Here is a 21,319-nt window from a genome sequence, read left to right on the forward strand (position 1 = left end):
GCCTATCGGAGCCTCTACTTGAAGTGACTGCGGCGCGCTGGGAAGGTTTAGTCAGGCTGCCCTGCGGCGGGCAGCGACTCGGTGCTTAGCTGAACAGCACGCGCTTGAAGGCCTCGGCGGCCAGGTGCACTTGCACCGACCAATCGTCTGCGGCTTCGCTGCCGGCATCGTCGGAAATGTACTTGAGGCAGACGAATGGAATGCCTTCGCTGCGGGCGATCAGCGCCAGTACGTAAGCCTCCATGTCGACCACATCGTAAGGTGCCTTGCCGTGGCTGGTCTCGAAATTGTCACCTGTGCCGCAGGTTTCAAGGGCAAGCCCTGGGATTGGCTCGCCGTGTTCGAGCAGAACGGGGATGTCCGACAGTGGCGTCTCGTAGCGGGCGAAGCCCAGCGGCGTGACATCCATGTCGCGCTGGACGAAACGGGTGCAGCACACCACTTCACCCTTGCCATGGCCCTGGCTGCCGGCCGAACCCAGGTTGACGATCAGCTTGGGCTTGCGCTGGGCGATGGCCTTGGTCAGCGCGATGGCAGCATTGACCTTGCCGATGCCAGTGAACACGGTGTTCACCTCGGCAAACACAGTGCCAGCCTCGGCCTCGAGGGCGAAGACAAACAGCGTGTCATCCAGGGAAATGTCGGGGAATTGCTTGATCAGCATCATGGCGCAGGGGTTCCGGGTGGCTGCAAAGGGCGCGGCCATTTTCGGACAACCCTGGCGAATTGCAAGCCCCGGCTACCGTTGCGTAAGCCCTTGCCTGATCACCTGCTCGACCACGGCCTGTAGCGCTTCGGTAGCGTTCTTCCCGGCGGCGCACGCCTGCCCCAGACATTCAAGCTGTCGGTCGGCACTGGTGCCCTCACGCAGGATACGCCGGGCATGCTCGAAGGCGCGTTCGGCGTCCACGGTGTCGACGGGGAACTGCCCCTGCAACTGCGCCAGCCAGCCTTCGGCCGTGACCGGCTGTTGCTCCTGGGTACCAATGAACTGGCCTTGGCGGCCGTAGCGCAGGGCGCGCCAGTAATTCTCCTGCGCGACCCAGCGCAACGCCCGGTTGAGGGGGGCGCGCGCTTGCCTTGGCTGCACGCTGTGCTCCACCAAGTGGCGAAACACCCCGGCGATGCTCAAAGCGTCCTCAAGGCAGGGGCAGCCATCACAGATACGCAGCTCGACGGTGGGGAAACGTCGCGACGGTCGGATGGCCCACCAGAAGTCACCATCAGCAGCCAACGAGCCGGTGCGCTGAAGCAAGGCCCGGTAGCGTTCATAGGCAGACCAGTCGGCCAGCGGCTCGGGCAACCCCATGTGCGGCCACTCGCCACAAATGACCCGCCGATAGCTCATGTAGCCGGTACCCTGGCCCAGCCACAAGGGCGAGGATGTACTGAGAATCAGCAGCAGCGGCAACCAGTGCACCAGCCGATTGATCAATTGCATGCGGTCGCAGTCCGCCGGCACCCCCACGTGCACATGCAAGCCATTGAGCAGGCTGCGCCGCGCCACGTGCTGGTAGTCATCGAACAACTGGTGGTAGTGCGCACACGGCGCAGGCTTGTGCCGCAGCCAGGCTGCATTCGGGTGGCTGCCCGCGCCATACAGGCCCATGCCTTGTGCCGCCAGCACCTCGCTCAATCGCTGCCGGGCCTGCAAGAAGAACTCGCGCGCCTCGAACAGGTTGGCGAACACGGGTGAGGCGACTTCTATCTGGCTGCGGAACATCTCCTGGGCAAAATGCTGCCCCAGTACTTCACGACACTGCCTGACCAGGCTCGAGGCAGGCATCGCCGGCACCTTGCCGGTAGCCAGGTCCACCAGCAGGTATTCCTCCTCGATGCCAAACGTACAAGGCCGGGCCATGCTTCAACCGTTACGGGTGACGGTAAGCGCAACGGCGGCAATGCGCTCGACGTGTTCATAGCCGGGTTCGTCAAGCTGTTCGCCAAACACGTCGGGGTCGATTTCCTGGTATACCCAGGACCATTGCGGGCCCGCCAGGCGCAGGCGAACAGCCTCGAGCAGCGCGTCCCGGCCTTCGACAATCGCCACCCCGGTGTAGAGCAACAACGTGCCCCTCATGCTCAGGCGTTCCCGGGCCTGTTCGACGATGCGCAGTGACAGCTCGGCGCCCAGCGCCCCGCCCCCGTGGCGGTAGGTGCGCGCATTGTGGTCGAGCATGTAGGGCGGATTGGCCACGATCAGGTCGAAGGTGCCGGTAACGCCGTGAAGCAAATCACTCGGCTCCACGGACACATTACTGATGCCCGCCAAGGCCGCGTTGATGGCGGTATAGCGCAACGCCAGCGGGTTGATGTCCAGCGCGCTGACCTGTGCATGGGGGGCGGCGCGGGCGATGAGCAATGCCCCCACGCCACTGCCGCAGCCAATATCGACCGCGTGTTCCACGCGATCCGGGCAGCGTTGCAGATGGTCATGAATGACCTGGGCAAAGCGGTAGCTGTCGGGGCCGAAGAACACCGCGTCACTGGCGTGTGTGGGGTACGCCGAATGCACCAGCAGCAGGTCGTCCAGGCTCGACCAACGCACCTTGCTGGCCAGCAGTTCACCGCGCTGCTCCAGCACCTGCGCATGCTGCAGCGCTTGCAATTCGTCGGCCGAAAGCAACGAAGGCGCAAACGGCCGGCTCCAGCCGAACACGTCGCGCAAGTTGCTGGCCTGCCGGGCGCTCTCACGGGCGTTGTTGCGTGCATGGGTGGCGGGGGTTACACAGGTGAAGCGGTAACCGTCCGCACGCAAGCGCTTGCCTAGCTGCAGCAGTGCCAGGTCTGCCTGGGCTTGCTCTGGGTCTAACATCATCACTGACATCCTTCTTGAACCAGGCCCGTGGCGTTGATGAAGGCCTGAGTGGCCAACAACCCCTCCGGCGACGCGTGACGGTTGCCGGCCATGCGCTGCACCAGGGCTTCCACAGTCTCTGGGCGCTGGCTGACCATGGGCCTGTCATCGGCCGACACGTTGATGTCCCAGCTACCCGGCATGACGCGCCGGATAGGCGCCTGCCAGTCGTCAGCGATCCAGTCGTGCCACAACTGCTTCTCGTAGGCCGTGAATACACCGAACATGGCCGCAGCAGGCCCGTCGATCAGTTGCCACCAGCGGCTGTTTACCGGGTTCTCCCCGCGCCGGATCCACCCCTGGGCCTGCAGCGCGTCGACGAAGGCCGGCATGGCGCCGGGCTCGGCCAGCCACTGATTGATGGTGCGCTTTTGCAAACGGCAGTGATCGGCGTGCATGAACTGGCCGTATTGGCGCTTGCGCTCCAGCGCTGCGAACAGCTGTGCCTGCAGGTCGAACTCGGCGACCAATGCGGTCGCTGAAGTGCCCAGGTCGTTCAACCGGTAGCCGCGCCGCACCCGTTGGTAGAAGTGCTGTGCGTCCTGTGCCGGGCACAGTTGTCGTAACGCCTGGAGGGACAGCTGGGCATGGCCGCTGGCGGCGTTGTCGATGGTGACATGCAGCTGAAAGTAATGGCCGTCGATGCCCAGCTCCGCCAGTTCATAGGTGGTTATCAGCAAATGCAGCGGCGGTTGCTCGTAACCCAGGTTGTACCCCAGCACTTCCGGCAGGAATGCGTCACCGTGCTGCCCAAGGGCCAGTTGCACGGCACCTTGCAAGTAGCGCTGGTCATCCAGTTGCGGCAGTTCCAGGCAGCCCAGGCGGCTCAGCAGCCGCTGGTAGATCAGCACATGGTTGCAACGCGGGTCGCCATTACCCAGCTCTTCCAGGTAGGTGCGGATCAGCCCGTGGTAACGGGGGTCGCGCCAGTGCTGCAACGTGCCGTGCAGCCAGGCACCGTCCACCGCCTTGGTGGGTGCAACCTGCTGCAGAAACCACAGGGCATGGGCGCGGTTGCTGAAGAAGTGGCGTGGCGCACCTTGGCGACGTTGCTGCAGGTAGTCGGCATAGGCCTTGGCGACTTCGCCGGCATGATGATCGCTCCAGGCAGGGAGCTGTGCGGGCGTGTCAGGCAAATCGTCCGGCCAGTGTTCAACGCGCGCGATTTGTTCACCCAGCCAGGCGGCGCTTGTGGCGTCCGGGCCTTCCAGGAGGTTCTGGTAGCGGTGTTGCAGGCTCAGGTGTGCTGCGCGAGCCCCTGCATCAGCAGCGGCCTTGCGGGTAATGACCGTCATGCCGAGCTCCTCCGAACTTATTGGGCCGGTTTTTGCCCCGGCATAGGCTCGGGGTCAGGCGCAGGCTGCGGCGCTGGCAGATCATCCGGTTTTTGCATTTGCAACGATGGCTTGCTGGGGTCGGCGTCTTTGCCGGGGTGATTGTTGTCTCGGTCGAAACAACCACCCATCAGCGTCATGGCGCCCACCAGGGCGACCCAATGAGTCAATCGCATGGGAAGTCCTCCGTTGTGTTCAATTGCAGTGCCAGGTCGCCCCGGCACTGCGAATTCCTCAATTACGAACGGCCGCCTTTACGGCTGGTGTCGTGAGGCATGTTGCCCCCCGAAGACTGGCCACCTTTACGCCCCGCTTCAGAGGCCTTCTCGCGGTCGTTGGCGAAGTTGCCCGGGTTCTTGCTGCCGCCTTGGCTGCCTTCCTTGCCCTGGGTGCCGGTGCGGCTGTTCTCTTTGTTAGCCATGGTCGTGAAACCTCATATGACTTCAGGAAGCACGGCACTGTGCCGTACATAGGTTCGGAGTTCGGCGATATGGAGGGATTCGTTTTAATGCGACAGGTTCGGACCGGTGGCATTAAATAAGCGGCAGCTGCATATTTGGTGCACCAAGTGACGTCTGGCTCACTCGGTATCCGTTGTATCGAGCCGCGCCTGCCGCCGCCCCAGCCAGCCGCCGGTCGCCGCCCACCCCAGGGCTATCGCGGCCCCCATCAGCATCGCCAGTTGCGGGTGCTCGGCCATCACGTCCAGTGCCCGCTTGACCCAACCGCTCAGGGCGTCACCGCCGCGGTAGACCACCGTGTCGATGAAGTTCTTGGCCTTGTACTTGTCTTCTGCCGGCAGGACCGTAAAGAGCATCTCGCGCCCTGGCCGCACCAGCGCATACTCGCCGGCCCGGCGCACCACCATGACCACGACGAAGGCGGCGAACACCGGCGCCAGTGCCAGCCAGACAAAACCTGCAGCCATTACCAACGGCACCGCCACGAGCAGCACCCCCACGCCCATCCGTCGGGCCAGGCGTCCGGTCAGGAACACCTGGGTGAGGATCGCCAAGGCCTGGACCACAGTGTCGATCAGGCCGAACACCTGGGTTTGCCGTGTGCGGTCGGTGAAGGTCTCGCTGACAATGCGCGCCTGTTCGAAGTACAGGAACGTGCTGACGCTGGCCAGCAGTACCACGAACAGCGCGATACCCAGCAGATAGGGAGAGCGCAGTACCGCCGTGGCGCCGGCGAACGGGTTGCCACCCAAGGGTTTCGACGACGAGCGCTGCTGGTGCGCCGGCAGTGGATGACGGGCCCGCCAGCGCTGCAAGTACAGCGTTGCGCCTGTGCTGCCCAGCAAGAACACCCCCGCCAGTACCAACAGGCCGGCATGCCCCAGCGGGCCCACCAGCACGGTGCCCAGGATCGGCCCACTGAGCCCGCCCAGGCTGGCACCGGCCGCCAGCAGGCCGAACAGGCGTTTGCCTTGCTCGGTGGAAAACAGGTCGGCAAGCACGCTCCAGCCCAGCGAGATGGTCAGCAGGTTGAACACCGACAGCCAGATGTAGAACGCCCGTGCCGTCCACAGACCGTCTGGATCACGGGCAAAGAGCACAGCGAAGAGCAGCAGGTTGCTGGTGAAAAAGCCATAGGTCCACGGCAGGATATGCCGCCGACGCACTTTCGACGCCAGCCAGCCAAACAGCGGCAGGCACGCCAGGGTGGCAACGAAGGTGCCGGTAAACAGCCATTGCAGGTTGTCCACGCCACCGGCCACACCCATGGTCTCGCGCACCGGGCGCAGCATGAAGTAACCGGTGAACAGCAGGTAGAATAACGACAGCCCGGCAAGCACTGCGGGCCCTTCACCCGGTTGAATGTTCAAGCCGTTGCCCAGGCGCCGCCGCCAGCTTTGCATGGCGTCAGGCAAACTGCTCTATCAGCGCCTGTTGCTGCGCCTGGCTGAGCAGCGGTGTGTGGCCGGCCTTGAGCTGATCGAGCTGGCGATCCGGGCGGCTGGTGGCGGGTATGACCGTAGTTACTGCCGGGTGGCTGATGGCGAACTTGAGAAACAGCTGCGCCCAACTGCCGATGCCTGCCTCTGTAGCCCAGCCAGGCAAGGGCTGGCCCTTGACCTTGGCGAACAACCGGCCATCGTCGAACGCCCGGTTGATCAGCACCGCAACGCCCTTGTCCTGGCACAGCGGCAGCAGTTCGCGCGCGGCATGTGGCGCATTGACCGAATAGTTGATCTGGATGAAATCCAAGGGCTCGCTGCGCACGATCCTGGCGACTTCATCCTGGCCGCTGTTCAGGTAGTGGGTGATGCCGACGTAGCGGGTCTTGCCCTGCTGCTTGAGTTCACGGGCATAGGGCAGCTGGGTCTGCCAATCGCGCAGGTTGTGGATCTGCAGCAGTTCGACCTTGTCGGTGCGCAGGTTGCGAAGGCTGCCGGCCCACTGCGCTTGCGCATCGGCGAGGCTGTCAGCGGCGATCTTGGTGGCAAGGAAGCACTGCCGGCGCCAACCGCCTTCTTCCAGTAATTGGCCAAGGATACTGTCGGCGCCGCCATAGTTGGGCGAGGTGTCGATGACCCTGCCGCCACCCTGGAAGAAGGCCTTGAGCACCGTGGCCAGCTGTTGGTATTCGGCAGTGCCGGCTTCGACCTCGAAACTGCCAGAGGTACCGGCACCGATCACCGGCAGGGCTTCACCGGTGGACGGGATCTTGCGGGTCAGTAGCCCGCTGGGTGCGGCAGCGTGCAACCAGGGGCTTGCGGCCAGCAGCCCCAAAGCTGCGCTGGCGCGCAGGACATCACGACGTGCGTACATGGAAAAGCTCCCGTCATGAATCGGAAACTTTCAAGGCTAGCCGCTCTACCCTGCGCCGGCGAGTGATTCTGTATCTGGATGTTTAGCGATCAGGCCTGCAACAGCAGGCGCAGGTCCAGGCCGGTATCACCCAGGGGTGGGCACCAGTAGTAGCCGCCGGTCAGTGGCCGGCTGAAACGGTAGAGGCCATCGATGATGCCGTCTTCCAGGCCGCTCATGCGCCGCAGTTGCACTTCGAAGGCATCGAAACTGTGGCCCAGGGCAACGAAGGCAAGGCCTGCGCCTCGCGCGTCGGCCCAGGCGACCGAACGACGGACCATGAACGCTTCAGGTTCGAAGCTTTCCTGGGCGGTACGCTTGACGTGTGCGGATGCCGGGGCGTCGTCGAGTTCTTCGTTGTCGGCCAGGCGGCGGCCGATGATGTTGTCCTGGTCTGCCTGGGGCAGCGACTTGAAGTACGTCAGGTCATGCTTCCACAGCTGGAACGCGGCAAAGCTGGAACCCCTGAGGCCTGGCTGGCCAGCGTCGACGATGGCCGCTTGCACAGCCTCTTCGTCCACCGGGTTTTCGGTGCCGTCTTCATAGCCGGTCAGGTCGTGCCCGCCCCGGTGAAGGAAGCCGTCGATGCTGTCAGCCAGGTGCAGTGCCGGTGCCAGCGCTTGCTCCAGGGCCTGGGCGCGCAGCAACAAGTCACCCCGCTCGTTACCCCGCAGCCACAGCCACAGGGCGTGCTGGGTACTTGGGTTCTCGACCGCAGCATCCAGCAGCGGGAAGGCACGCAAGCCCGGGACTTCACGGCCCAAGGCCTTGGCCAAGGGTGCGCCGACGCCAAGGATCAGCTGTTCGCCATCGACCTGCGGCAGCAAGGCGTCGAGTGCAGCGGGCAACGCTTCGGGGGAGTGCAGCGTGAAGAACAGGTGGCGGGCATGGGCCGGCACCGGCGTGGCAAGCAGACCTTGCTGAAACGGCATGACAGGCTAATCCTTGATAAAAGCGCGCATGCTACTGCGCCGGCACGCCCTTCGCAACGCGGCATGCAGACGCTGCAGGCGACCAGTTCGGTAACAAAAGGTTACCAAGAGATGGCGCTTTGCAATTAGCTATCAATACAGCGCGGCCTACACTTCTCGGAATCCTTCGTACGACGCCTTGATCCGAGAGCCCTCCATGACTGCCTCGCCCCTGCTTACCGCCTTCCTGCCCTTGGCATTGGGCATCATCATGCTCGGCCTTGGGCTGTCACTGACCCTGGCCGATTTTGCCAGGGTGGTGAAATACCCCAAGCCGGTCGTAGTTGGCCTGGCCTGCCAGATTCTGTTGTTGCCACTGGTGTGCTTCCTGATCGCCAACGGCTTTGGCCTGGAGTCTGCCCTGGCGGTGGGGCTGATGCTGCTGGCCGCCTCGCCGGGCGGCACCACGGCCAACCTGTTCAGCCATCTGGCCCACGGTGATGTGGCGTTGAACATCACCCTGACGGCGGTCAACTCGTTGATCGCGATCCTTACCATGCCGCTGCTGGTGAACCTGTCACTGGGCTGGTTCATGGCGTCGGACCAGGCCATCCCCTTGCAGTTCGCCAAGGTTATGCAGGTGTTCGCGATTGTGCTGCTGCCGGTGGCGTTGGGCATGTTGATCCGCCGTTTTGCACCGGGCTTCGCTGCACGCATGGAAAAGCCCATGAAGCTGGTGGCGGCGCTGTTTCTGGCCTTCACCATCGTGCTGGCCTTGGCCAAGGATTGGCAGACCGTGCTGGCGTATGCCCCAGTAGTCGGCCTGGCTGCCCTGTTGTTCAACCTGCTGAGCCTGTCGGTGGGCTACTGGGTGCCCCGGCTGCTGAACATTCCCAAGCGCCAGGCCATCGCCATCGGCATGGAAATCGGCATCCACAACGGCACCCTGGCGATCGCCTTGGCGTTGAGCCCTTCGCTGCTGAACAACCCGACCATGGCGGTGCCGGCGGCGCTTTACAGCCTGATCATGTTCTTTACCGCAGCCGGCTTTGGCTGGTGGGTAAGCCGTGGGCACGGCGCAGCCACGGCAGAGGCCAAAGGCGAGCCGGTCAACTGAGCTCAGGGCCGGTCGCGACGGCTGTGCAATTGGCGCTTCAGCACCTTGAGCGGGGGTGCGTAGAAGAAGCCGAACGACACAGTGCCCTTGCGGCCCTTGATCGCATGGTGCAGACGATGGGCGCGATGCAGCCGCTTGAGGTAGCGATTGACCGGCCGCGGTTTCTGCGGCCAGTGGCGATGGAACACGCCATCGTGGGCCAGCACATACAGCACGCCGTACCCTGCCACTCCCCCGCCCACCCATTGCAGCGGTGCATACCCGCCTTTGCCCAGCGCCACCAGCCCGGCGGCGATCAGCCCGAGCGCCACCAGGTAGAGGTCGTTGGTCTCGAGCATGCCCAGGTGCGGCTCGTGGTGCGAGCGATGCAGCCACCAGCCCCAGCCATGCATGATGTACTTGTGAGCCAGCGTGCCAACGCCCTCCATGGCCACCAGTGTGCCGAACAGCACGGCGAGATTGAACAGCATGTAAGGGCCCGGGCAGTATCAAGGGAAGGCGCAAGGGTAACGACTGCCGGCTTTTTTTGCCATGAAGCCGTGACGGGCTGTAGGCACTTTCTGGATGAAGCCGTTGTCATGTTTTTGCCCTTGACCTCGTCTACCTCGCGGCGTAAGGTCCGCGACGCAATTTCGCATCCCTGAACAGGAGTCCTGCATTGGACAGTAGCCCCAGTCGCTTGCGACAGGCCCACTTGGCGAGCTAGTCCGGCAGTGTCCTGCCACTGTCTCGCCGTCATGGTGTGATGGTGGTTTTCTCCAGCCTTCCTGGCTGAAGCCTTCCTCTTTCCCTACCCTTTGTGGCCCTGCGCATTTTCTGGTTATTCAACCACGCCAACACGTGATGGCGTTCATGCGGGCCTGTGCCCGTGGAAGAGGTTTGCTATGGATTGGAAAGTCTTTCTGCTGCGCGTCAGCGTCGCCCTGCTGCTGGGCGCACTCATCGGCGCCGAGCGTCAACTGCGTCAACGCCTGACCGGCCTGCGCACCAATGCACTGGTCAGTACCGGTGCCTGTCTGTTCGTGCTGATGACCCAGGCAGTGCCGGGCATGGCCGCCAACGATGCCTCGCGCGTTGCTGCCTATGTGGTGTCGGGCATCGGCTTTCTGGGCGGCGGCGTGATCATGCGCGACGGCTTCAACGTGCGCGGCCTGAACACCGCCGCCACCCTCTGGTGCACGGCCGCCGTTGGCGTACTGTGCAGCCTTGGCCTGCTGCTGGAGGCCACCCTGGGCAGCCTGGCGGTGTTGTGCGCCAACATCCTGCTGCGTGATATCGCCCAGCGCCTGGACCGCCAGGACATCGTGCCGGCCACTGAAGTGGATCAACGCTTCGAAGTGCGCGTGGTGTGCCGCGCCGAGGACGAAATCCAGGTGCGCAGCCTGATGCTGCACAGCCTGGGCGACCCTGAGCTGCGCCTGCAGTCGCTGCACAGTGAGGACCTGCCCAACCCGGCGCGTCTTGAAGTACGCGCCGAGCTGCTTGGCAACCCGCAGGCGCCGGCGCAACTGGAGCGGCTGGTCAGCCGGGTAAGCCTGGAAAAGGGTGTAAGCTCGGTGCGCTGGCAACTGCAGCCGCAGGTGGCGGCGGCAGACTGACGCCCACCCACCCGACGGCTTGCAGGACCGACTTGTGCTTATACGCCCTACCCTTACCCGTGACATCCCCAGGCTTGCCGAGGTCGAGCGGTCAGCCGCTCAGGCTTTCGCCAGCCTGCCGGCGCTGGCCTGGCTGGCTGCAGGTGATGTGCTGGACATCACCACCCATCAGGCCTGCGTCGACGCCGGTGCAAGCTGGCTGGCCGAGGCTGACACCGGGCAGATTCTGGGTTTTGCGTGCGCAGGGTATGAGCAACAGGCATTGCACATTCATGAGATCTCCGTGCGCCGTGACGCGCAAGGGCAAGGTATCGGGCGCAAGCTGCTCGATCAGTTGGTCACGGTGGCCCGCGCATCAGGCGCCCGGGAACTGACCTTGACCACCTTTGCCGACGTGCCCTGGAATGCGCCGTTCTACAGACGCTATGGCTTCGAAACCCTTGACGAAGGCCCGCTGTGCGCGCGGCTGCGGCAGATTCTGGCCAGCGAAGCTGCCCACGGGCTCAAGGGCCGCTGCGCGATGCGCCTGCGTATCGACTGAGCTGCGCACCCTTGCTGTCATGGCAGTTCAGGGGTCTACACCTGCCGCCACGCTATCCGCCAGGCAATAACGGTCCCGGCCCTGCCGCTTGGCCTGATACAACGCCCCGTCCGCCGCCGCCATCAGGCGTTCAGCGGTGATCGTGTCGCGGGCCAGGTCGCCGATCGCAATCCCAGCGCTGAACGACACACGCCCCAGTGGGCTGCCGCCATGCTCGATCACATGCCGGCGCAGCAGCTGTTGCAGCGCCTGAACGACCAATTCGGCGCCCGGCCCATCAGTGTCGGGCATCAGCAGCGTGAACTCCTCGCCGCCGTAGCGCACCGCCAAGTCCGCCGGACGCCTCAATGCCTGTTGCAACAGCTCGGCGAAACGCTGCAGACACTCATCCCCGGCAAGGTGCCCATAACGGTCGTTGTAAGCCTTGAAGTAGTCCAGGTCGAGCATCACCAGCGCCACCGAGTGCCCCTGCCGGCGGGCCCGCCGTAGCTCCGGTGCGAGCACCGCATCCAGCCGCCGACGATTGCCAAGCCCGGTCAGGCTGTCGGTCAGCGCCAGTGAGCGCAAAGTCTGGTGCGCCTGGTGCAGCGCGCGCTCGATGACAATGCGCTCGCGCAGCTGGCGCAAGACCACCCCGCCAAACGCCGCCAACCCCACCAACAACAGCAGCAAGGCAGCCACCGACTTGATCGCATCGTGCCGCCACGGTGCCACGATGGACTCCCGGGAAAGCCCGGCTTCGACTACCAGCGGGTAACTCGACAAGGCACGGTAGGCATACAGCCGTGGCGTGCCATCCACTACCGCCACCGCCTCGGCCACCCCTTCGTTGGCATAGGGCAAGTGGTTGCGAAAGATGTCGCTGTTGGCCAGTGTCCGCCCCACCATTCTGGACACGAACGGCCGCCGAACCAGAATGGTGCCGTCGCGCTTGGCCAGTACCAGCGCGCCACGCTCGTCGATCTTGAAATCGCCGTAGTAGCGCACGAACCAGTCCACTTTGATGGTGCCCAGCAATACCCCGGCAAAACGCCCATCGCCATACTCCAGGCGCCGGGAGATGGGGATGATCAGGTCGCCCGTCGAGCGGCTGCGCACCACCGAGCCGATGCGTACCTGGTGGCCGGCATGGGTGCGGTGATAAACGAAATAGTCGCGGTCGGCATTGTTGGCATTGGGCGGTATGGCCGCCTGGTCGGTGACCAGCCAGTTGCCATCGGGGCCATACACGAACAACCCATGCAACTGCGGCATCAGCGCCTTCTGCTGGGCCAGCAAGGCATGCAGCCGCGGGCGGTCCATATGCTCGAAGCCGTCACCTTCCAGGCGTTCGGCCAAGGATGCGGTCACCACATCCACCTGGCGTATGGCGTCTTCGGCATGTTGGGCCGTGGCGCGGGCCAGGTTGGTCACCATGTTCTCGGCGTTGCTGAAGGCATGGCGGTAGTCGCGCCAGATGCGCCAGCCCTCCACCACCACGAAAGCCAACATCACCACCACCATGAACGTCAGGACCAGGCGGAACAGCCCCACGGCGCGGCCCTCGCTGGTTACCGCGAGGTGCCCTTCATCATCCTGTTGCCTGGCTGCGCACATTCTATTCCCTTGCGATCCCGCGTTCGCCGCTTATGACTATAGTTCAGCGCCGCTTGCGTGAAGCCAGTTCGATCCACACCGGGGCATGGTCGCTGGCCTTGGGTTCGTTGCGCACCCAGGCATCTACCCCGGCGGCCTTGAGGTAAGGCGCAAGTTCCGGGTTGAGCAGCAGATGGTCGATACGCAACCCGGCATTACGCTGCCAGTGGTTACGGAAGTAGTCCCAGAAGGTATAGACCCGCTCGTCCGGGTGCAAATGGCGTAGCGCATCGGTCCAGCCCTGGCTTAGCAAGCGCTGGTAGCAGGCTCGGGACTCAGGCTGCAGCAGCGCGTCCTTGAGCCAGGAGCGCGGGTTATAGATGTCGAAATCGGTGGGCACGACGTTGAAATCTCCCGCCAGCAACACCGGGTGCTCACTCGCGCGCAAGCGGGCTGCATGTTCGATCAGGCATTCGAACCAGCGCAGCTTGTAGTCGAACTTTGGCCCGGGTTGCGGGTTGCCGTTGGGCAGGTACAGGCAGCCGATGACCAGCCCTTGCACGGCGGCCTCCAGGTAGCGGCTCTGCTCATCCGCCTCCATGCCTGGGAGGCCGCGCCGCACCTCCAGCGGCTCGCTGCCACGGGCGAGAATGGCAACGCCGTTCCACGAAGGTTGCCCCTGATACAAACAGCCGTACCCCACGGCTTCGAGCGCGTCGCGGGGGAACTGCTGATCGGGCGCTTTCAGCTCCTGCAGGCAGGCGATGTCAGGCTTTTCTCGCTCCAGCCAGGCAATCAAAGCCGGTAGCCGACTGCGAATACCGTTGATATTGAAGGTGGCGATCTTCAGCGCTTTCATGCGTCCGGGTCTTCCACATGCGCCCGCACCGCATCTGCGAGCGCGTTGATGTGCGCCTGGTCGGCCATCGCCTTGAGTTGCAGCCAGTCATCCCAGTCGATGGCGCCATCGTCGCGCAGGGCTTCGGCCGTGCGCACCAGCTCATGATGGTAGGCGTCCGGCGACTCGCGCCGGTAACTGACATCGTCATACTGGGCGTACCAGGCCTCAAGCTCGGGGATGCTGCGGTCAATGCTCATGTGCGTGGCTCCTCGCTGCCTGCTTTGAATGTGTGAGCCCTGCCCTCGCTCAACGTTCAACCTTGCTGGCGAGGTGAGCGCCAGTCGGGAAAAACTTTAAACCTTTAGCGCCTGCGCATGCTCAACCGTACGCGACACTGAAGTCGCGCCAACGGTTAAGGAGTGAAGCATGAGCAGTCTGTTCATCAAGCGCGTGGGGCTATCCATGGCGCTGGGCCTGGCGTCGGTGCATGCAATGGCAGCGAGTTCCGATGATTTCGTCGACGCGGCGACCGAAGCGGGCATCGCCGAAGTGGTAACGGGCAACCTGGCCAAGGAGAAAAGCCAGAATGCCGACATCAAAGCGTTCGCCCAGCAGATGGTCACCGACCATACCCAGGCCAACCAGAAACTCGGCGACATTGCCCGCAAGCTGGACATTTCGGTGCCCGATGAGGCGGCACTGACCGACAAGGTCAAGAAGATGATCCTGGAATGGCGTGAAGAATCCTTCGACAAGTCCTACATCAACAACCAGGTCGACGCCCATGAAAAGGCCGTCGAACTGTTCAAGAAAGAAGCCGCATCGTCCGACAAGGCTGAGCTGAAGGCATTCGCCAGCGACACACTGCCTAAACTCGAACAGCACCTGGAGCATGCCAAGGCGCTTCAGGCCAAACACGGCAAGTGAGGCCAGACATGACTAATGATGCATTGCGCGCTGAAGTGTTGACCCGTCTGCTGCACGCCCACCCTGAGGGGCTGGGCAAGGAAGTGCTGGACAACTACCGGGGTGAAAAAGTGGTAGCCGGCATGCTCAAGACGCTTCAGGACGACGGATTGATTCACGACGGCAGCGTCGCTGTCGATGGCAACCACCAGGTCAGCCTGCACTACCCGATCAAGCTGTCCGCTTCGGGCGTGGAAGCCGCCAAGCAATCGCAAGGCTAACCACGGTGAATGCGGGGCCGCTCGGCGGCCCCGTAGCTCACTGGTCTTTCTCGACGTCTCGGGGCGCGATGGCCGGGCCTTGCGGGTCTACCTGGGGGTCTTCCAGGTCTGGCGAGTCGGGGTCAAAACCCAAGTCTTCCTTTTTATCCGCGTGATCGGACGAGTGAGGCCCCTTCTCCGGGGTTTGCTTTGGTCCTGGCGTATGCATGGCACTGTCTCCTGTGAAGGTCTACGGAAGAAAGCACCCGCCCGAGGAAGTTTGATTTATCTAAGGGCTTATTTGGCTTGGGTGTGTTCGCTCAATTGCGTGTGGCAGGCCTTCAGCGCCTCATCGCGCTCCAGTAGCTCAGCCTCCAGATGCTGCACCTGGCGCACCTGTTCGGCGTGCAGCTCGCGCTTGGCGTCAAGCAACTGCGTTTGCACGTCCAGTTGCCGGCGCATCTCCTCACTGGCGCCTTGGGCCTGGGCCAGGATCGTGCGCAAGCCCTGGATCTGCGCGTCACGCTGCTCCAGCAGTTCGTCACGCGCCTTGCGGTCGCTGCTGGCCTGCCGGTGTTCGCCCAACAAGCGCTCGTTATCGCGGTGCAGTCTGGTCAGTTCATCCTGCTTGATGATCATGCCCTGCTGCAGTTGGCGTATTTCTACTTGCAGTTGCTGCAGCTGCGCCTCGTGGCGGCGTTGCTCCTGCTCGCGCTGCTCACGGCTAGCGCTGCGGTAATGCTCCAGCGCATCGCGGGCGTGGCGATGCTTGTCTTCCAGTGAGCGCACCTGCTCTTCCTTGTCGCCCAGGCGCACCTGCAACTCGCCCAATGCCTGGTTGAGGCTGGCGCTGCGCAGTTGTTCGGCCTGCAAAGTGCTCTGGGTCGAAAGCAGTTTTTCCGACTCGGCAGCCAGTGCGGCAGCCTGTATCTGCTGTTGCTGGTGGCCCGCAGCCAGGGCCTGCTGGGCCAGCTGCAACTGCCCTTCAAGCTGCTCGCGCTGCTGGGTGAAAACAGCTTCGGCCTCTTCGATGCGCGCGTCCGCTTCTTCCTGCAGTTGGCTGGCCAACTGCCCGACAAAGCGCCCAAGCGTCTCGCTCAACCCTGCGGGCCCTGCCTTAGCCACGGCCTGCTGCTCGTTGAGCTCTTTCAGGTAGCGGTGAATGGTGCTTTTCGAGCCCGTATTCCCCAGCTCGATGCGTACTGCATCGATGCTGGGGTTCTCGCCACGGGCGATCAGAGCCTGACGCGCCTGCTGTACTACCACCTTGTTGATACCGCCCCGGGCCATGCTTGCTCCTACGATTTTGTACCATGGTACGTAACATGTAATTACATGCCAATTTTGACTGCGCGTCGAGGGTATTTCAAGTGCTAAATCACATGGAATAATCACGGCTTATCGCATGTGAGGCGCTGGAAATGACAATTTCGAGAGGGAAACGCGTACGGCAGTCGTCGAGTAGCGTCACGCAGAATGCAAAACGCCCCGCCAGGCCAAAGCCTGCGGGGCGTTCGATTGAAGCCTGTAGCGGGGTCAGGCCAAGCGTTCGACCTGCGAAGGCGTACGCCGCATCAGCACCTTGCCATTGCGCACCGACACCAGCGCGTACCCTTGGCTGCGGACCATCTCGTAATCATCCGGCGCCGACAGCAACAGCAAGTTCGCTGGCCGCCCGACCTCGATGCCATAGCGATCCCCCAGGTTGAGCGTACGTGCACTGTTGTCGGTGATCAGGTCCAGGCAGCGCTGCAGGTCTTCATAGCCGAGCATGTGGCAGATGTGCAGCCCGGCCTCGAGGATGCGCAGGATGTTGCCATTGCCCAGCGGGTACCACGGGTCAACGATGGAGTCCTGGCCAAAACACACGTTCATGCCCGCCCGGTCGATTTCCGCCACGCGCGTTACCCCGCGGCGCTTGGGGTAGCTGTCGAAGCGCCCTTGCAGGTGAATGCTCTCGGTCGGGCACGACACAAAGTTGATGCCCGACATCTTGAGCAAACGGAACAGCTTGTAGCAGTAGGCGTTGTCGTAAGAGCCCATCGCCACGGTGTGGCTGGCCGTGACCCGGGCGCCCATGCCCCGCACGCGGGCCTCCTCGGCCAGCACTTCGAGGAAGCGCGACTGCGGGTCGTCGGTTTCGTCGCAGTGCACATCCACCAGGCAGCCGGTGCGCTCGGCCAGGTCCATCAGGAATTTGACCGACGACACGCCCTGGTCGCGGGTGTTCTCGAAATGCGGAATACCGCCGACCACATCGGCGCCGATGGCGACTGCTTCGGTCATCAGTGCCCGGCCGTTGGCGTACGACTCGATGCCCTCCTGGGGGAAGGCGACGATTTGCAGGTCGACCAGGTGGCGCACCTCTTCACGCACTTCGACCATGGCCTTGAGCGCAGTGAGCTTGGGGTCGGTGACATCGACATGGGTGCGTACGTGCTGAATGCCGTGGTCGACCAGCATGCCGATGGTCTTGGTGGCGCGGGTCTTGATGTCTTCGTGGGTGGTGATTTCCTTGCGTTCGGCCCAGCGCTCGATGCCTTCGAACAAGGTGCCACTCATGTTCCACTTCGGCTGGCCGGCAGTGAGGGTGGCGTCGAGGTGGATGTGCGGCTCGACGAAGGGGGGTACCACCAGGTTCTGCCCGGCATCCAAGTCATCGCTGGCCCCTGGTGCCACCGTACCGCTCTGGGGCTGGATGCTGGCGATGCGGTCGCCGTTCAGTTCGATGCGAAACAAGCCAGCCTTGCCCCGCAGGCGTGCGTTGATGATGTTCATGGCGTTACTCCTTGCCTTGGGCTTCAGTCATGCGCCAAACCAGCATGGCCACCGAAGCGTTCATACGAAAAAGCGGATCGTCCAGGGACTGGCCACTCAGTTGTTCGATGCGTTGAATGCGTTGGTTGATGGTATTACGGTGCAGCCCCAAGCGCTGGGCGGCCTTCAGCCCATTGCCATTTTCCTTGAGCAGGGCGTCGAGGGTATGCACCAGGGTATTGGGATGCTTGCGGCCCGGCGCGATCAACGGCCCAAGTGTCTGGGCGACGAAATCGTCGATCAACGAGCGATCGACGATACCTTGCAGCAGGCGCAGTACACCCAGTTCGCTGAAGTCGCAAAAGCCGTTGGCCGGGCGCAGGTTTTGCGCCACCTCCAAGGCCTGACGCGCCTCGTTGAGTGCATGGCGGTAGTGGGCACACTCCTCGGCACGGCTCGACAGGCCCATGTACAGGCCCAACTCCCCGGCCACAGCGACCAATTGCCGGTGCAGCGCGGCCAGCGTGGCTGGCAGGCCGGCAGCGTCCGGCAGCAACAGCACGAACAGGTCACCCGGCAAGTGCGCGGTCACGGTGCCCGGCCTGCCACGGCACCACGCTTCCAACTGGTCTTCCAGGGCCTGGCGAACGCCTTGCCACACCCGCTCGCCCTGGGCCAGCCCATGGCGCTCGAACAAGCCATCGACGCCCGACAAGCGCAGCGCCAGCAGGCGCCGCGGCTCGTCAAGCGCCAGTGCCAGGTGGGCTGCACGCTGCCGGGCGATCGCCAGGCTTGGATAGTCACCGGTCAACAGCTGGCCCAGGATATCGTTGCGCGAACGCCGCACCTGGGCCATCTGTACCAGCGCCGTCCCGATCAGGTGGGTGACCACCACCATCTTCAGCGCATAGGGCTGCTCGATCAACGGCAAGCCCAGTTGTTCGGCGCGCGTGAGCACGTTGGCCGGGATACCCTGGATGTACGTACCACCGGTAAGGATAACCAGGCCCGCGATGCCCACGGCCTCGCCGTCCTCCACCAGGCTCAGCAGGTTGGCCTCGCCACGGGGGTGGTTGATGCCCGTAACGAACACCAACTCGCCGCCCATCACCCACTCGGCGATGCCTTCGTTCTCGGCTACATAAGGCCAGCGCACCCGCCGCTGCAGGTTGCGCGCGCCAGCACGCACGGTCATCTCCTCCAAGCCGGGCAGGTGCAGAATTTCATCCAGTGCCAGACTCACGGCTCGACACCCGCCTCGCCTACCACCCGGCGCCGCCCGCTCAGTTCATGCATGAGGATGTAACACAGCGCCGAAGCAGCGATGCCCACCAGCGGCGCGACCCAGGGCGAGGCATACGCCAATACCGCACCTACGGCATAAGCAAAAAGCCCCACCCGGTTGTAACGCGGCAGGCCCGTGGCGCCCAGTGCCGGGTACCGGCCGCGGTGGCGGTACCAGAAGTCGGCCATGATTACACCGCCCACCGGCGGAATCACCGACCCCAGCAGCACCAGGAACGGGATCAGCATTTCGTACATGCCGCCGATGGCCAGCATGATCCCCACCCCGGCCGCGACCAGTGTCGCGGTGCGCCGGCGCTCGCTGCGCAGCAGGTGGCAGGCCGCTGCCGATACGTTGTAGAGGGTCGGGCCCTGAATCGTCCACAGGTTCAGGCACAACATCACCACCGCCGCGAATGACAGGCCTTGCAGCATCATCACCTCGACGATGTCGGCCTGCTGATACACCATCGCGCACCAGGCCCCGGCCACCACCATCAGGCCATTGCCCAGCAGAAACGCAACGATGCTGGCCACCACCGCCACCCGCCCGCTGCGCGCCAGGCGCGTCCAGTTGGTGGCTTGGGTGGCGCCACTGGCGAAGGTGCCGAATACCATGGTCACGGCCGCCGAGAAAGTCATGGTTTCGTGCGGCACCACCGCGGCCAGGCCGGCAAACCCACCGGCATCGCGGGTGGCGATGTACATCGACACCAGCAGCAGCGCGAACATCAATGGCACCGAAACCCGTGACAGCAAGTCCAGGCCTTTGAAACCGATGATGGCCGTGATACTGAAGCCCAAGCCGAACAGCACCATCAAGGGCACGGCAAAGTCCCCTGCCAGTCCCAACAGCTTGACCAGCACGATTGCCACGGTGGCCGTGCCCCAGGCATACCAGCCGAGCTCAGCGAAACCCAACAGAAAATCCGAAAGCCGGCTGCCCGCCTCACCAAAGCAAAAGCGGCCCATCAGCACGGTGTTGAGCCCGCTGCGTGACGCGATGAACGCCAAGGTGGCGGCATACAAAGCCAATAACGTGTTGCCGACCGTGGCCACCCACAGCATGTCGGCAAAGTTGAAGGCCATGCCCAGCTTGCCACCGGCGAACATCGTACCGGTGAAGAATGTGAAGCTGAACAGCACCATGGCAATGGGCAACAGGCCCTTGCGGGAAGCGCGCGGGGCTTCGCAAAGCGGGAATTCGGTAGGTGAGCTCATTGCACGGGGCTCCGGGTGGTAGTTGGAGCAGGTACAGCAATATGCGGGCCGCTTTCACAGCAGGTGGCAACCCTCGAAATGGGTGGCGAACGGCACAGCATAAGATGTGCACTGTGCCTATTAAAGCAGGGTGCATCCGAACAGGGTGTGTGCTTGATGCCTTGATTTGATGCAGCTACGCACCAAAGGTGAACAATACTGGGTAGTTTTTACCCAGCCCGGCGGCGTTGCCCAGGCGGCCTCATACAGCCCAGTAAAATCAGTTACTTAGGCTTTTTTTGATTACAATGCGTGCCCGTCTCTGAAATCTGCTTTCCCCCATGAAAAAACTGCTCTACGCCGTATCCCTGCTTCTCGCCGTCAACCTCCCCGCCTTCGCCAACCCGCCTTCGACCTTCACCGAAGCCAAGGTCGTCGCCAAACAGAAGATCTACCTGGACCAGGCAAGCAGCGCCATGGGCGACCTGTATTGCGGTTGCAAATGGACCTGGGTGGGCAAGTCGGGTGGGCGCATCGACGCCGCCTCCTGCGGATACGAGACCCGCAAGCAGCAAAACCGCGCCGAGCGTACCGAGTGGGAACACATCGTGCCCGCCTATACCTTCGGTAATCAGCGCCAGTGCTGGAAGAACGGCGGTCGCGAGCATTGTGTCGATGACGACCCGGTCTTCCGCGCCATGGAAGCCGACCTGTTCAACCTGTACCCGGCCGTGGGCGAGGTCAACGGTGACCGCAGCAACTTCAACTACGGCATGGTTGCCGGCAACGCCGGCCAATATGGCCAGTGCCCGACCAAGGTCGATTTCGTGCAGCGTGCTGCCGAACCCCGTGACGAAGTCAAAGGCCTGGTTGCCCGCACTACGTTCTACATGTTCGACCGCTACAAGCTGAGCATGTCGCGCCAGCAGCAACAACTGCTGATGGCCTGGGACAAGCAGCACCCCGTCTCGGCCTGGGAGCAGGAGCGCAACCGGCGCATCGCCGCCATCATGGGGCATGCCAACCCGTTCGTGACCGGCGAGCGCAAATGGACAGCCGACTACAAGCCCGTTGGCAGCGGCGTTGTGCAAGCCCTGCCGGCCAAGCCCGCCAAGGACGCGGCCAAGCCCAGCCTGGCCAGCAGCGCAGCGACCGGCGCAGTGCTCGGCAACCGCAACAGCCATGTCTATCACCTGGCCAATGGTTGCCCGGGTTACGCCCAGGTGGCCTCGAAGAACCAGGTGATGTTCGGCTCCGAAGGCGAGGCGCAGGCTGCGGGCTACCGCAAGGCTGGCAACTGCCGGTAACGGCCGCGCCCCGTC

General features: G+C 63.5%; 24 protein-coding genes. 6 read left to right on the plus strand and 18 right to left on the minus strand.

All coding sequences use genetic code 11. From position 1 onward, the window contains the following. Nucleotides 1-85 precede the first annotated feature (85 nt). The 9 genes from HU766_RS03340 to HU766_RS03380 all read right to left on the minus strand — a co-directional run bounded on the left by HU766_RS03340 (nt 86) and on the right by HU766_RS03380 (nt 7,939). Nucleotides 86-667: a nucleosidase gene (locus HU766_RS03340; RefSeq protein WP_033697944.1), complete on the minus strand. Its 582-nt coding sequence runs from the start codon at nt 665-667 to the stop codon at nt 86-88. Between the two features lie 72 nt (nt 668-739). Further along, entirely contained in the window at nt 740-1,861 is a 1,122-nt protein-coding gene (locus tag HU766_RS03345; RefSeq protein WP_186653397.1) for a carboxylate-amine ligase, read from the minus strand. A gap of 3 nt (nt 1,862-1,864) precedes the next feature. Further along, entirely contained in the window at nt 1,865-2,818 is a 954-nt protein-coding gene (locus tag HU766_RS03350) for a class I SAM-dependent methyltransferase (RefSeq protein ID WP_186653400.1), read from the minus strand. Beyond that, nucleotides 2,818-4,152, minus strand: a complete 1,335-nt coding sequence (locus HU766_RS03355; RefSeq protein WP_186653403.1) for an iron-containing redox enzyme family protein — start codon at nt 4,150-4,152, stop codon at nt 2,818-2,820. Before HU766_RS03355 ends, HU766_RS03350 begins: the two co-directional genes overlap by 1 nt. A 17-nt stretch (nt 4,153-4,169) precedes the next feature. Then, the gene (locus HU766_RS03360; protein ID WP_033697948.1) at nt 4,170-4,367 is read right to left on the minus strand and encodes a hypothetical protein; all 198 of its coding nucleotides are present in this window, start codon (nt 4,365-4,367) and stop codon (nt 4,170-4,172) included. Between the two features lie 62 nt (nt 4,368-4,429). Beyond that, nucleotides 4,430-4,612 carry a KGG domain-containing protein gene (locus HU766_RS03365; RefSeq protein WP_033697949.1) on the minus strand — a complete coding sequence of 61 codons (183 nt, stop codon included), beginning with the start codon at nt 4,610-4,612 and terminating at the stop codon, nt 4,430-4,432. A gap of 159 nt (nt 4,613-4,771) precedes the next feature. Then, complete coding sequence (locus tag HU766_RS03370) at nt 4,772-6,055, minus strand: MFS transporter (RefSeq protein ID WP_186653680.1); 1,284 nt, start codon at nt 6,053-6,055, stop codon at nt 4,772-4,774. Nucleotides 6,056-6,059: 4 nt separating this feature from the next. After that, entirely contained in the window at nt 6,060-6,968 is a 909-nt protein-coding gene (locus HU766_RS03375; protein WP_186653407.1) for an aldo/keto reductase, read from the minus strand. Between the two features lie 89 nt (nt 6,969-7,057). Then, complete coding sequence (locus HU766_RS03380) at nt 7,058-7,939, minus strand: Dyp-type peroxidase (protein ID WP_186653410.1); 882 nt, start codon at nt 7,937-7,939, stop codon at nt 7,058-7,060. Between the two features lie 196 nt (nt 7,940-8,135). Here HU766_RS03380 and HU766_RS03385 point away from each other — a divergent pair, with 196 nt between their 5' ends. Beyond that, nucleotides 8,136-9,035, plus strand: a complete 900-nt coding sequence (locus HU766_RS03385; RefSeq protein WP_186653413.1) for a bile acid:sodium symporter family protein — start codon at nt 8,136-8,138, stop codon at nt 9,033-9,035. Nucleotides 9,036-9,037: 2 nt separating this feature from the next. On the opposite strand, the gene HU766_RS03390 is transcribed toward HU766_RS03385, so the two are convergent. Next, nucleotides 9,038-9,505 (minus strand): sterol desaturase family protein, encoded by a 468-nt coding sequence (locus HU766_RS03390; RefSeq protein WP_186653428.1) that lies wholly within the window; start codon nt 9,503-9,505, stop codon nt 9,038-9,040. A gap of 414 nt (nt 9,506-9,919) precedes the next feature. Here HU766_RS03390 and HU766_RS03395 point away from each other — a divergent pair, with 414 nt between their 5' ends. Both HU766_RS03395 and HU766_RS03400 read left to right on the plus strand, forming a co-directional pair. Further along, nucleotides 9,920-10,633 carry an MgtC/SapB family protein gene (locus HU766_RS03395; protein ID WP_186653431.1) on the plus strand — a complete coding sequence of 238 codons (714 nt, stop codon included), beginning with the start codon at nt 9,920-9,922 and terminating at the stop codon, nt 10,631-10,633. Between the two features lie 34 nt (nt 10,634-10,667). Further along, on the plus strand, nt 10,668-11,174 hold the full coding sequence (locus HU766_RS03400; RefSeq protein ID WP_186653433.1) for a GNAT family N-acetyltransferase: 507 nt from the start codon (nt 10,668-10,670) through the stop codon (nt 11,172-11,174). Between the two features lie 27 nt (nt 11,175-11,201). Here the strand turns inward: HU766_RS03400 and HU766_RS03405 are convergent, their stop codons facing one another. From HU766_RS03405 to HU766_RS03415, 3 genes are read right to left on the minus strand one after another with little or no spacing between them, the layout of a single operon-like run. Next, nucleotides 11,202-12,770: a sensor domain-containing diguanylate cyclase gene (locus HU766_RS03405; RefSeq protein WP_186653436.1), complete on the minus strand. Its 1,569-nt coding sequence runs from the start codon at nt 12,768-12,770 to the stop codon at nt 11,202-11,204. 43 nt (nt 12,771-12,813) lie between these two features. Continuing rightward, nucleotides 12,814-13,608, minus strand: a complete 795-nt coding sequence (gene xth / locus HU766_RS03410; RefSeq protein WP_186653439.1) for an exodeoxyribonuclease III — start codon at nt 13,606-13,608, stop codon at nt 12,814-12,816. Further along, nucleotides 13,605-13,847, minus strand: coding sequence for a hypothetical protein (locus HU766_RS03415; RefSeq protein ID WP_033697960.1), 243 nt, complete (start codon nt 13,845-13,847; stop codon nt 13,605-13,607). The genes xth and HU766_RS03415 overlap by 4 nt, the downstream gene beginning before the upstream one ends. Nucleotides 13,848-14,016: 169 nt before the next feature. Here HU766_RS03415 and HU766_RS03420 point away from each other — a divergent pair, with 169 nt between their 5' ends. Together HU766_RS03420 and HU766_RS03425 are read left to right on the plus strand one after the other, a co-directional pair. Beyond that, a complete protein-coding gene (locus HU766_RS03420; RefSeq protein ID WP_033697962.1) occupies nt 14,017-14,517 on the plus strand; it encodes a DUF4142 domain-containing protein in 501 nt (166 codons plus the stop codon). 8 nt (nt 14,518-14,525) lie between these two features. After that, complete coding sequence (locus HU766_RS03425; protein WP_186653441.1) at nt 14,526-14,777, plus strand: hypothetical protein; 252 nt, start codon at nt 14,526-14,528, stop codon at nt 14,775-14,777. A gap of 37 nt (nt 14,778-14,814) precedes the next feature. Here HU766_RS03425 and HU766_RS03430 read toward each other — a convergent pair whose 3' ends face one another. The 5 genes from HU766_RS03430 to codB all read right to left on the minus strand — a co-directional run bounded on the left by HU766_RS03430 (nt 14,815) and on the right by codB (nt 20,018). After that, nucleotides 14,815-14,985: a DUF6021 family protein gene (locus tag HU766_RS03430; RefSeq protein ID WP_167334456.1), complete on the minus strand. Its 171-nt coding sequence runs from the start codon at nt 14,983-14,985 to the stop codon at nt 14,815-14,817. A 68-nt stretch (nt 14,986-15,053) separates the two neighbouring features. After that, nucleotides 15,054-16,046 (minus strand): DNA-binding protein, encoded by a 993-nt coding sequence (locus HU766_RS03435; RefSeq protein ID WP_186653452.1) that lies wholly within the window; start codon nt 16,044-16,046, stop codon nt 15,054-15,056. A 246-nt stretch (nt 16,047-16,292) separates the two neighbouring features. After that, nucleotides 16,293-17,534, minus strand: coding sequence for a cytosine deaminase (gene codA / locus HU766_RS03440; protein WP_186653465.1), 1,242 nt, complete (start codon nt 17,532-17,534; stop codon nt 16,293-16,295). A gap of 4 nt (nt 17,535-17,538) precedes the next feature. Continuing rightward, nucleotides 17,539-18,756, minus strand: a complete 1,218-nt coding sequence (locus tag HU766_RS03445; protein WP_186653467.1) for a PucR family transcriptional regulator — start codon at nt 18,754-18,756, stop codon at nt 17,539-17,541. Beyond that, on the minus strand, nt 18,753-20,018 hold the full coding sequence (gene codB / locus HU766_RS03450) for a cytosine permease (RefSeq protein WP_186653476.1): 1,266 nt from the start codon (nt 20,016-20,018) through the stop codon (nt 18,753-18,755). Before codB ends, HU766_RS03445 begins: the two co-directional genes overlap by 4 nt. A 320-nt stretch (nt 20,019-20,338) precedes the next feature. Between codB and HU766_RS03455 the strand changes: the two genes are divergently transcribed. After that, nucleotides 20,339-21,304: an endonuclease gene (locus tag HU766_RS03455; protein WP_033697968.1), complete on the plus strand. Its 966-nt coding sequence runs from the start codon at nt 20,339-20,341 to the stop codon at nt 21,302-21,304. Nucleotides 21,305-21,319 lie beyond the last annotated feature (15 nt).

The sequence above is a fragment of the Pseudomonas sp. SWRI77 genome, assembly GCF_014269105.1.
Taxonomy (GTDB): Bacteria; Pseudomonadota; Gammaproteobacteria; order Pseudomonadales; family Pseudomonadaceae; genus Aquipseudomonas; species Aquipseudomonas capeferrum.

Coding starts and splice junctions, on each gene's coding strand:
- HU766_RS03370 (WP_186653680.1), bottom strand. CDS start 6,055: ATGCAAAGCTGGCGGCGGCGCCTGGGCAACGGCTTGAACATTCAACCG.
- HU766_RS03435 (WP_186653452.1), bottom strand. CDS start 16,046: ATGGCCCGGGGCGGTATCAACAAGGTGGTAGTACAGCAGGCGCGTCAG.
- codA (WP_186653465.1), bottom strand. CDS start 17,534: ATGAACATCATCAACGCACGCCTGCGGGGCAAGGCTGGCTTGTTTCGC.
- HU766_RS03390 (WP_186653428.1), bottom strand. CDS start 9,505: ATGCTGTTCAATCTCGCCGTGCTGTTCGGCACACTGGTGGCCATGGAG.
- codB (WP_186653476.1), bottom strand. CDS start 20,018: ATGAGCTCACCTACCGAATTCCCGCTTTGCGAAGCCCCGCGCGCTTCC.
- HU766_RS03415 (WP_033697960.1), bottom strand. CDS start 13,847: ATGAGCATTGACCGCAGCATCCCCGAGCTTGAGGCCTGGTACGCCCAG.
- HU766_RS03350 (WP_186653400.1), bottom strand. CDS start 2,818: ATGATGTTAGACCCAGAGCAAGCCCAGGCAGACCTGGCACTGCTGCAG.
- HU766_RS03365 (WP_033697949.1), bottom strand. CDS start 4,612: ATGGCTAACAAAGAGAACAGCCGCACCGGCACCCAGGGCAAGGAAGGC.
- xth (WP_186653439.1), bottom strand. CDS start 13,608: ATGAAAGCGCTGAAGATCGCCACCTTCAATATCAACGGTATTCGCAGT.
- HU766_RS03355 (WP_186653403.1), bottom strand. CDS start 4,152: ATGACGGTCATTACCCGCAAGGCCGCTGCTGATGCAGGGGCTCGCGCA.
- HU766_RS03385 (WP_186653413.1), top strand. CDS start 8,136: ATGACTGCCTCGCCCCTGCTTACCGCCTTCCTGCCCTTGGCATTGGGC.
- HU766_RS03395 (WP_186653431.1), top strand. CDS start 9,920: ATGGATTGGAAAGTCTTTCTGCTGCGCGTCAGCGTCGCCCTGCTGCTG.
- HU766_RS03340 (WP_033697944.1), bottom strand. CDS start 667: ATGATGCTGATCAAGCAATTCCCCGACATTTCCCTGGATGACACGCTG.
- HU766_RS03425 (WP_186653441.1), top strand. CDS start 14,526: ATGACTAATGATGCATTGCGCGCTGAAGTGTTGACCCGTCTGCTGCAC.
- HU766_RS03380 (WP_186653410.1), bottom strand. CDS start 7,939: ATGCCGTTTCAGCAAGGTCTGCTTGCCACGCCGGTGCCGGCCCATGCC.
- HU766_RS03360 (WP_033697948.1), bottom strand. CDS start 4,367: ATGCGATTGACTCATTGGGTCGCCCTGGTGGGCGCCATGACGCTGATG.
- HU766_RS03455 (WP_033697968.1), top strand. CDS start 20,339: ATGAAAAAACTGCTCTACGCCGTATCCCTGCTTCTCGCCGTCAACCTC.
- HU766_RS03430 (WP_167334456.1), bottom strand. CDS start 14,985: ATGCATACGCCAGGACCAAAGCAAACCCCGGAGAAGGGGCCTCACTCG.
- HU766_RS03375 (WP_186653407.1), bottom strand. CDS start 6,968: ATGTACGCACGTCGTGATGTCCTGCGCGCCAGCGCAGCTTTGGGGCTG.
- HU766_RS03405 (WP_186653436.1), bottom strand. CDS start 12,770: ATGTGCGCAGCCAGGCAACAGGATGATGAAGGGCACCTCGCGGTAACC.
- HU766_RS03345 (WP_186653397.1), bottom strand. CDS start 1,861: ATGGCCCGGCCTTGTACGTTTGGCATCGAGGAGGAATACCTGCTGGTG.
- HU766_RS03420 (WP_033697962.1), top strand. CDS start 14,017: ATGAGCAGTCTGTTCATCAAGCGCGTGGGGCTATCCATGGCGCTGGGC.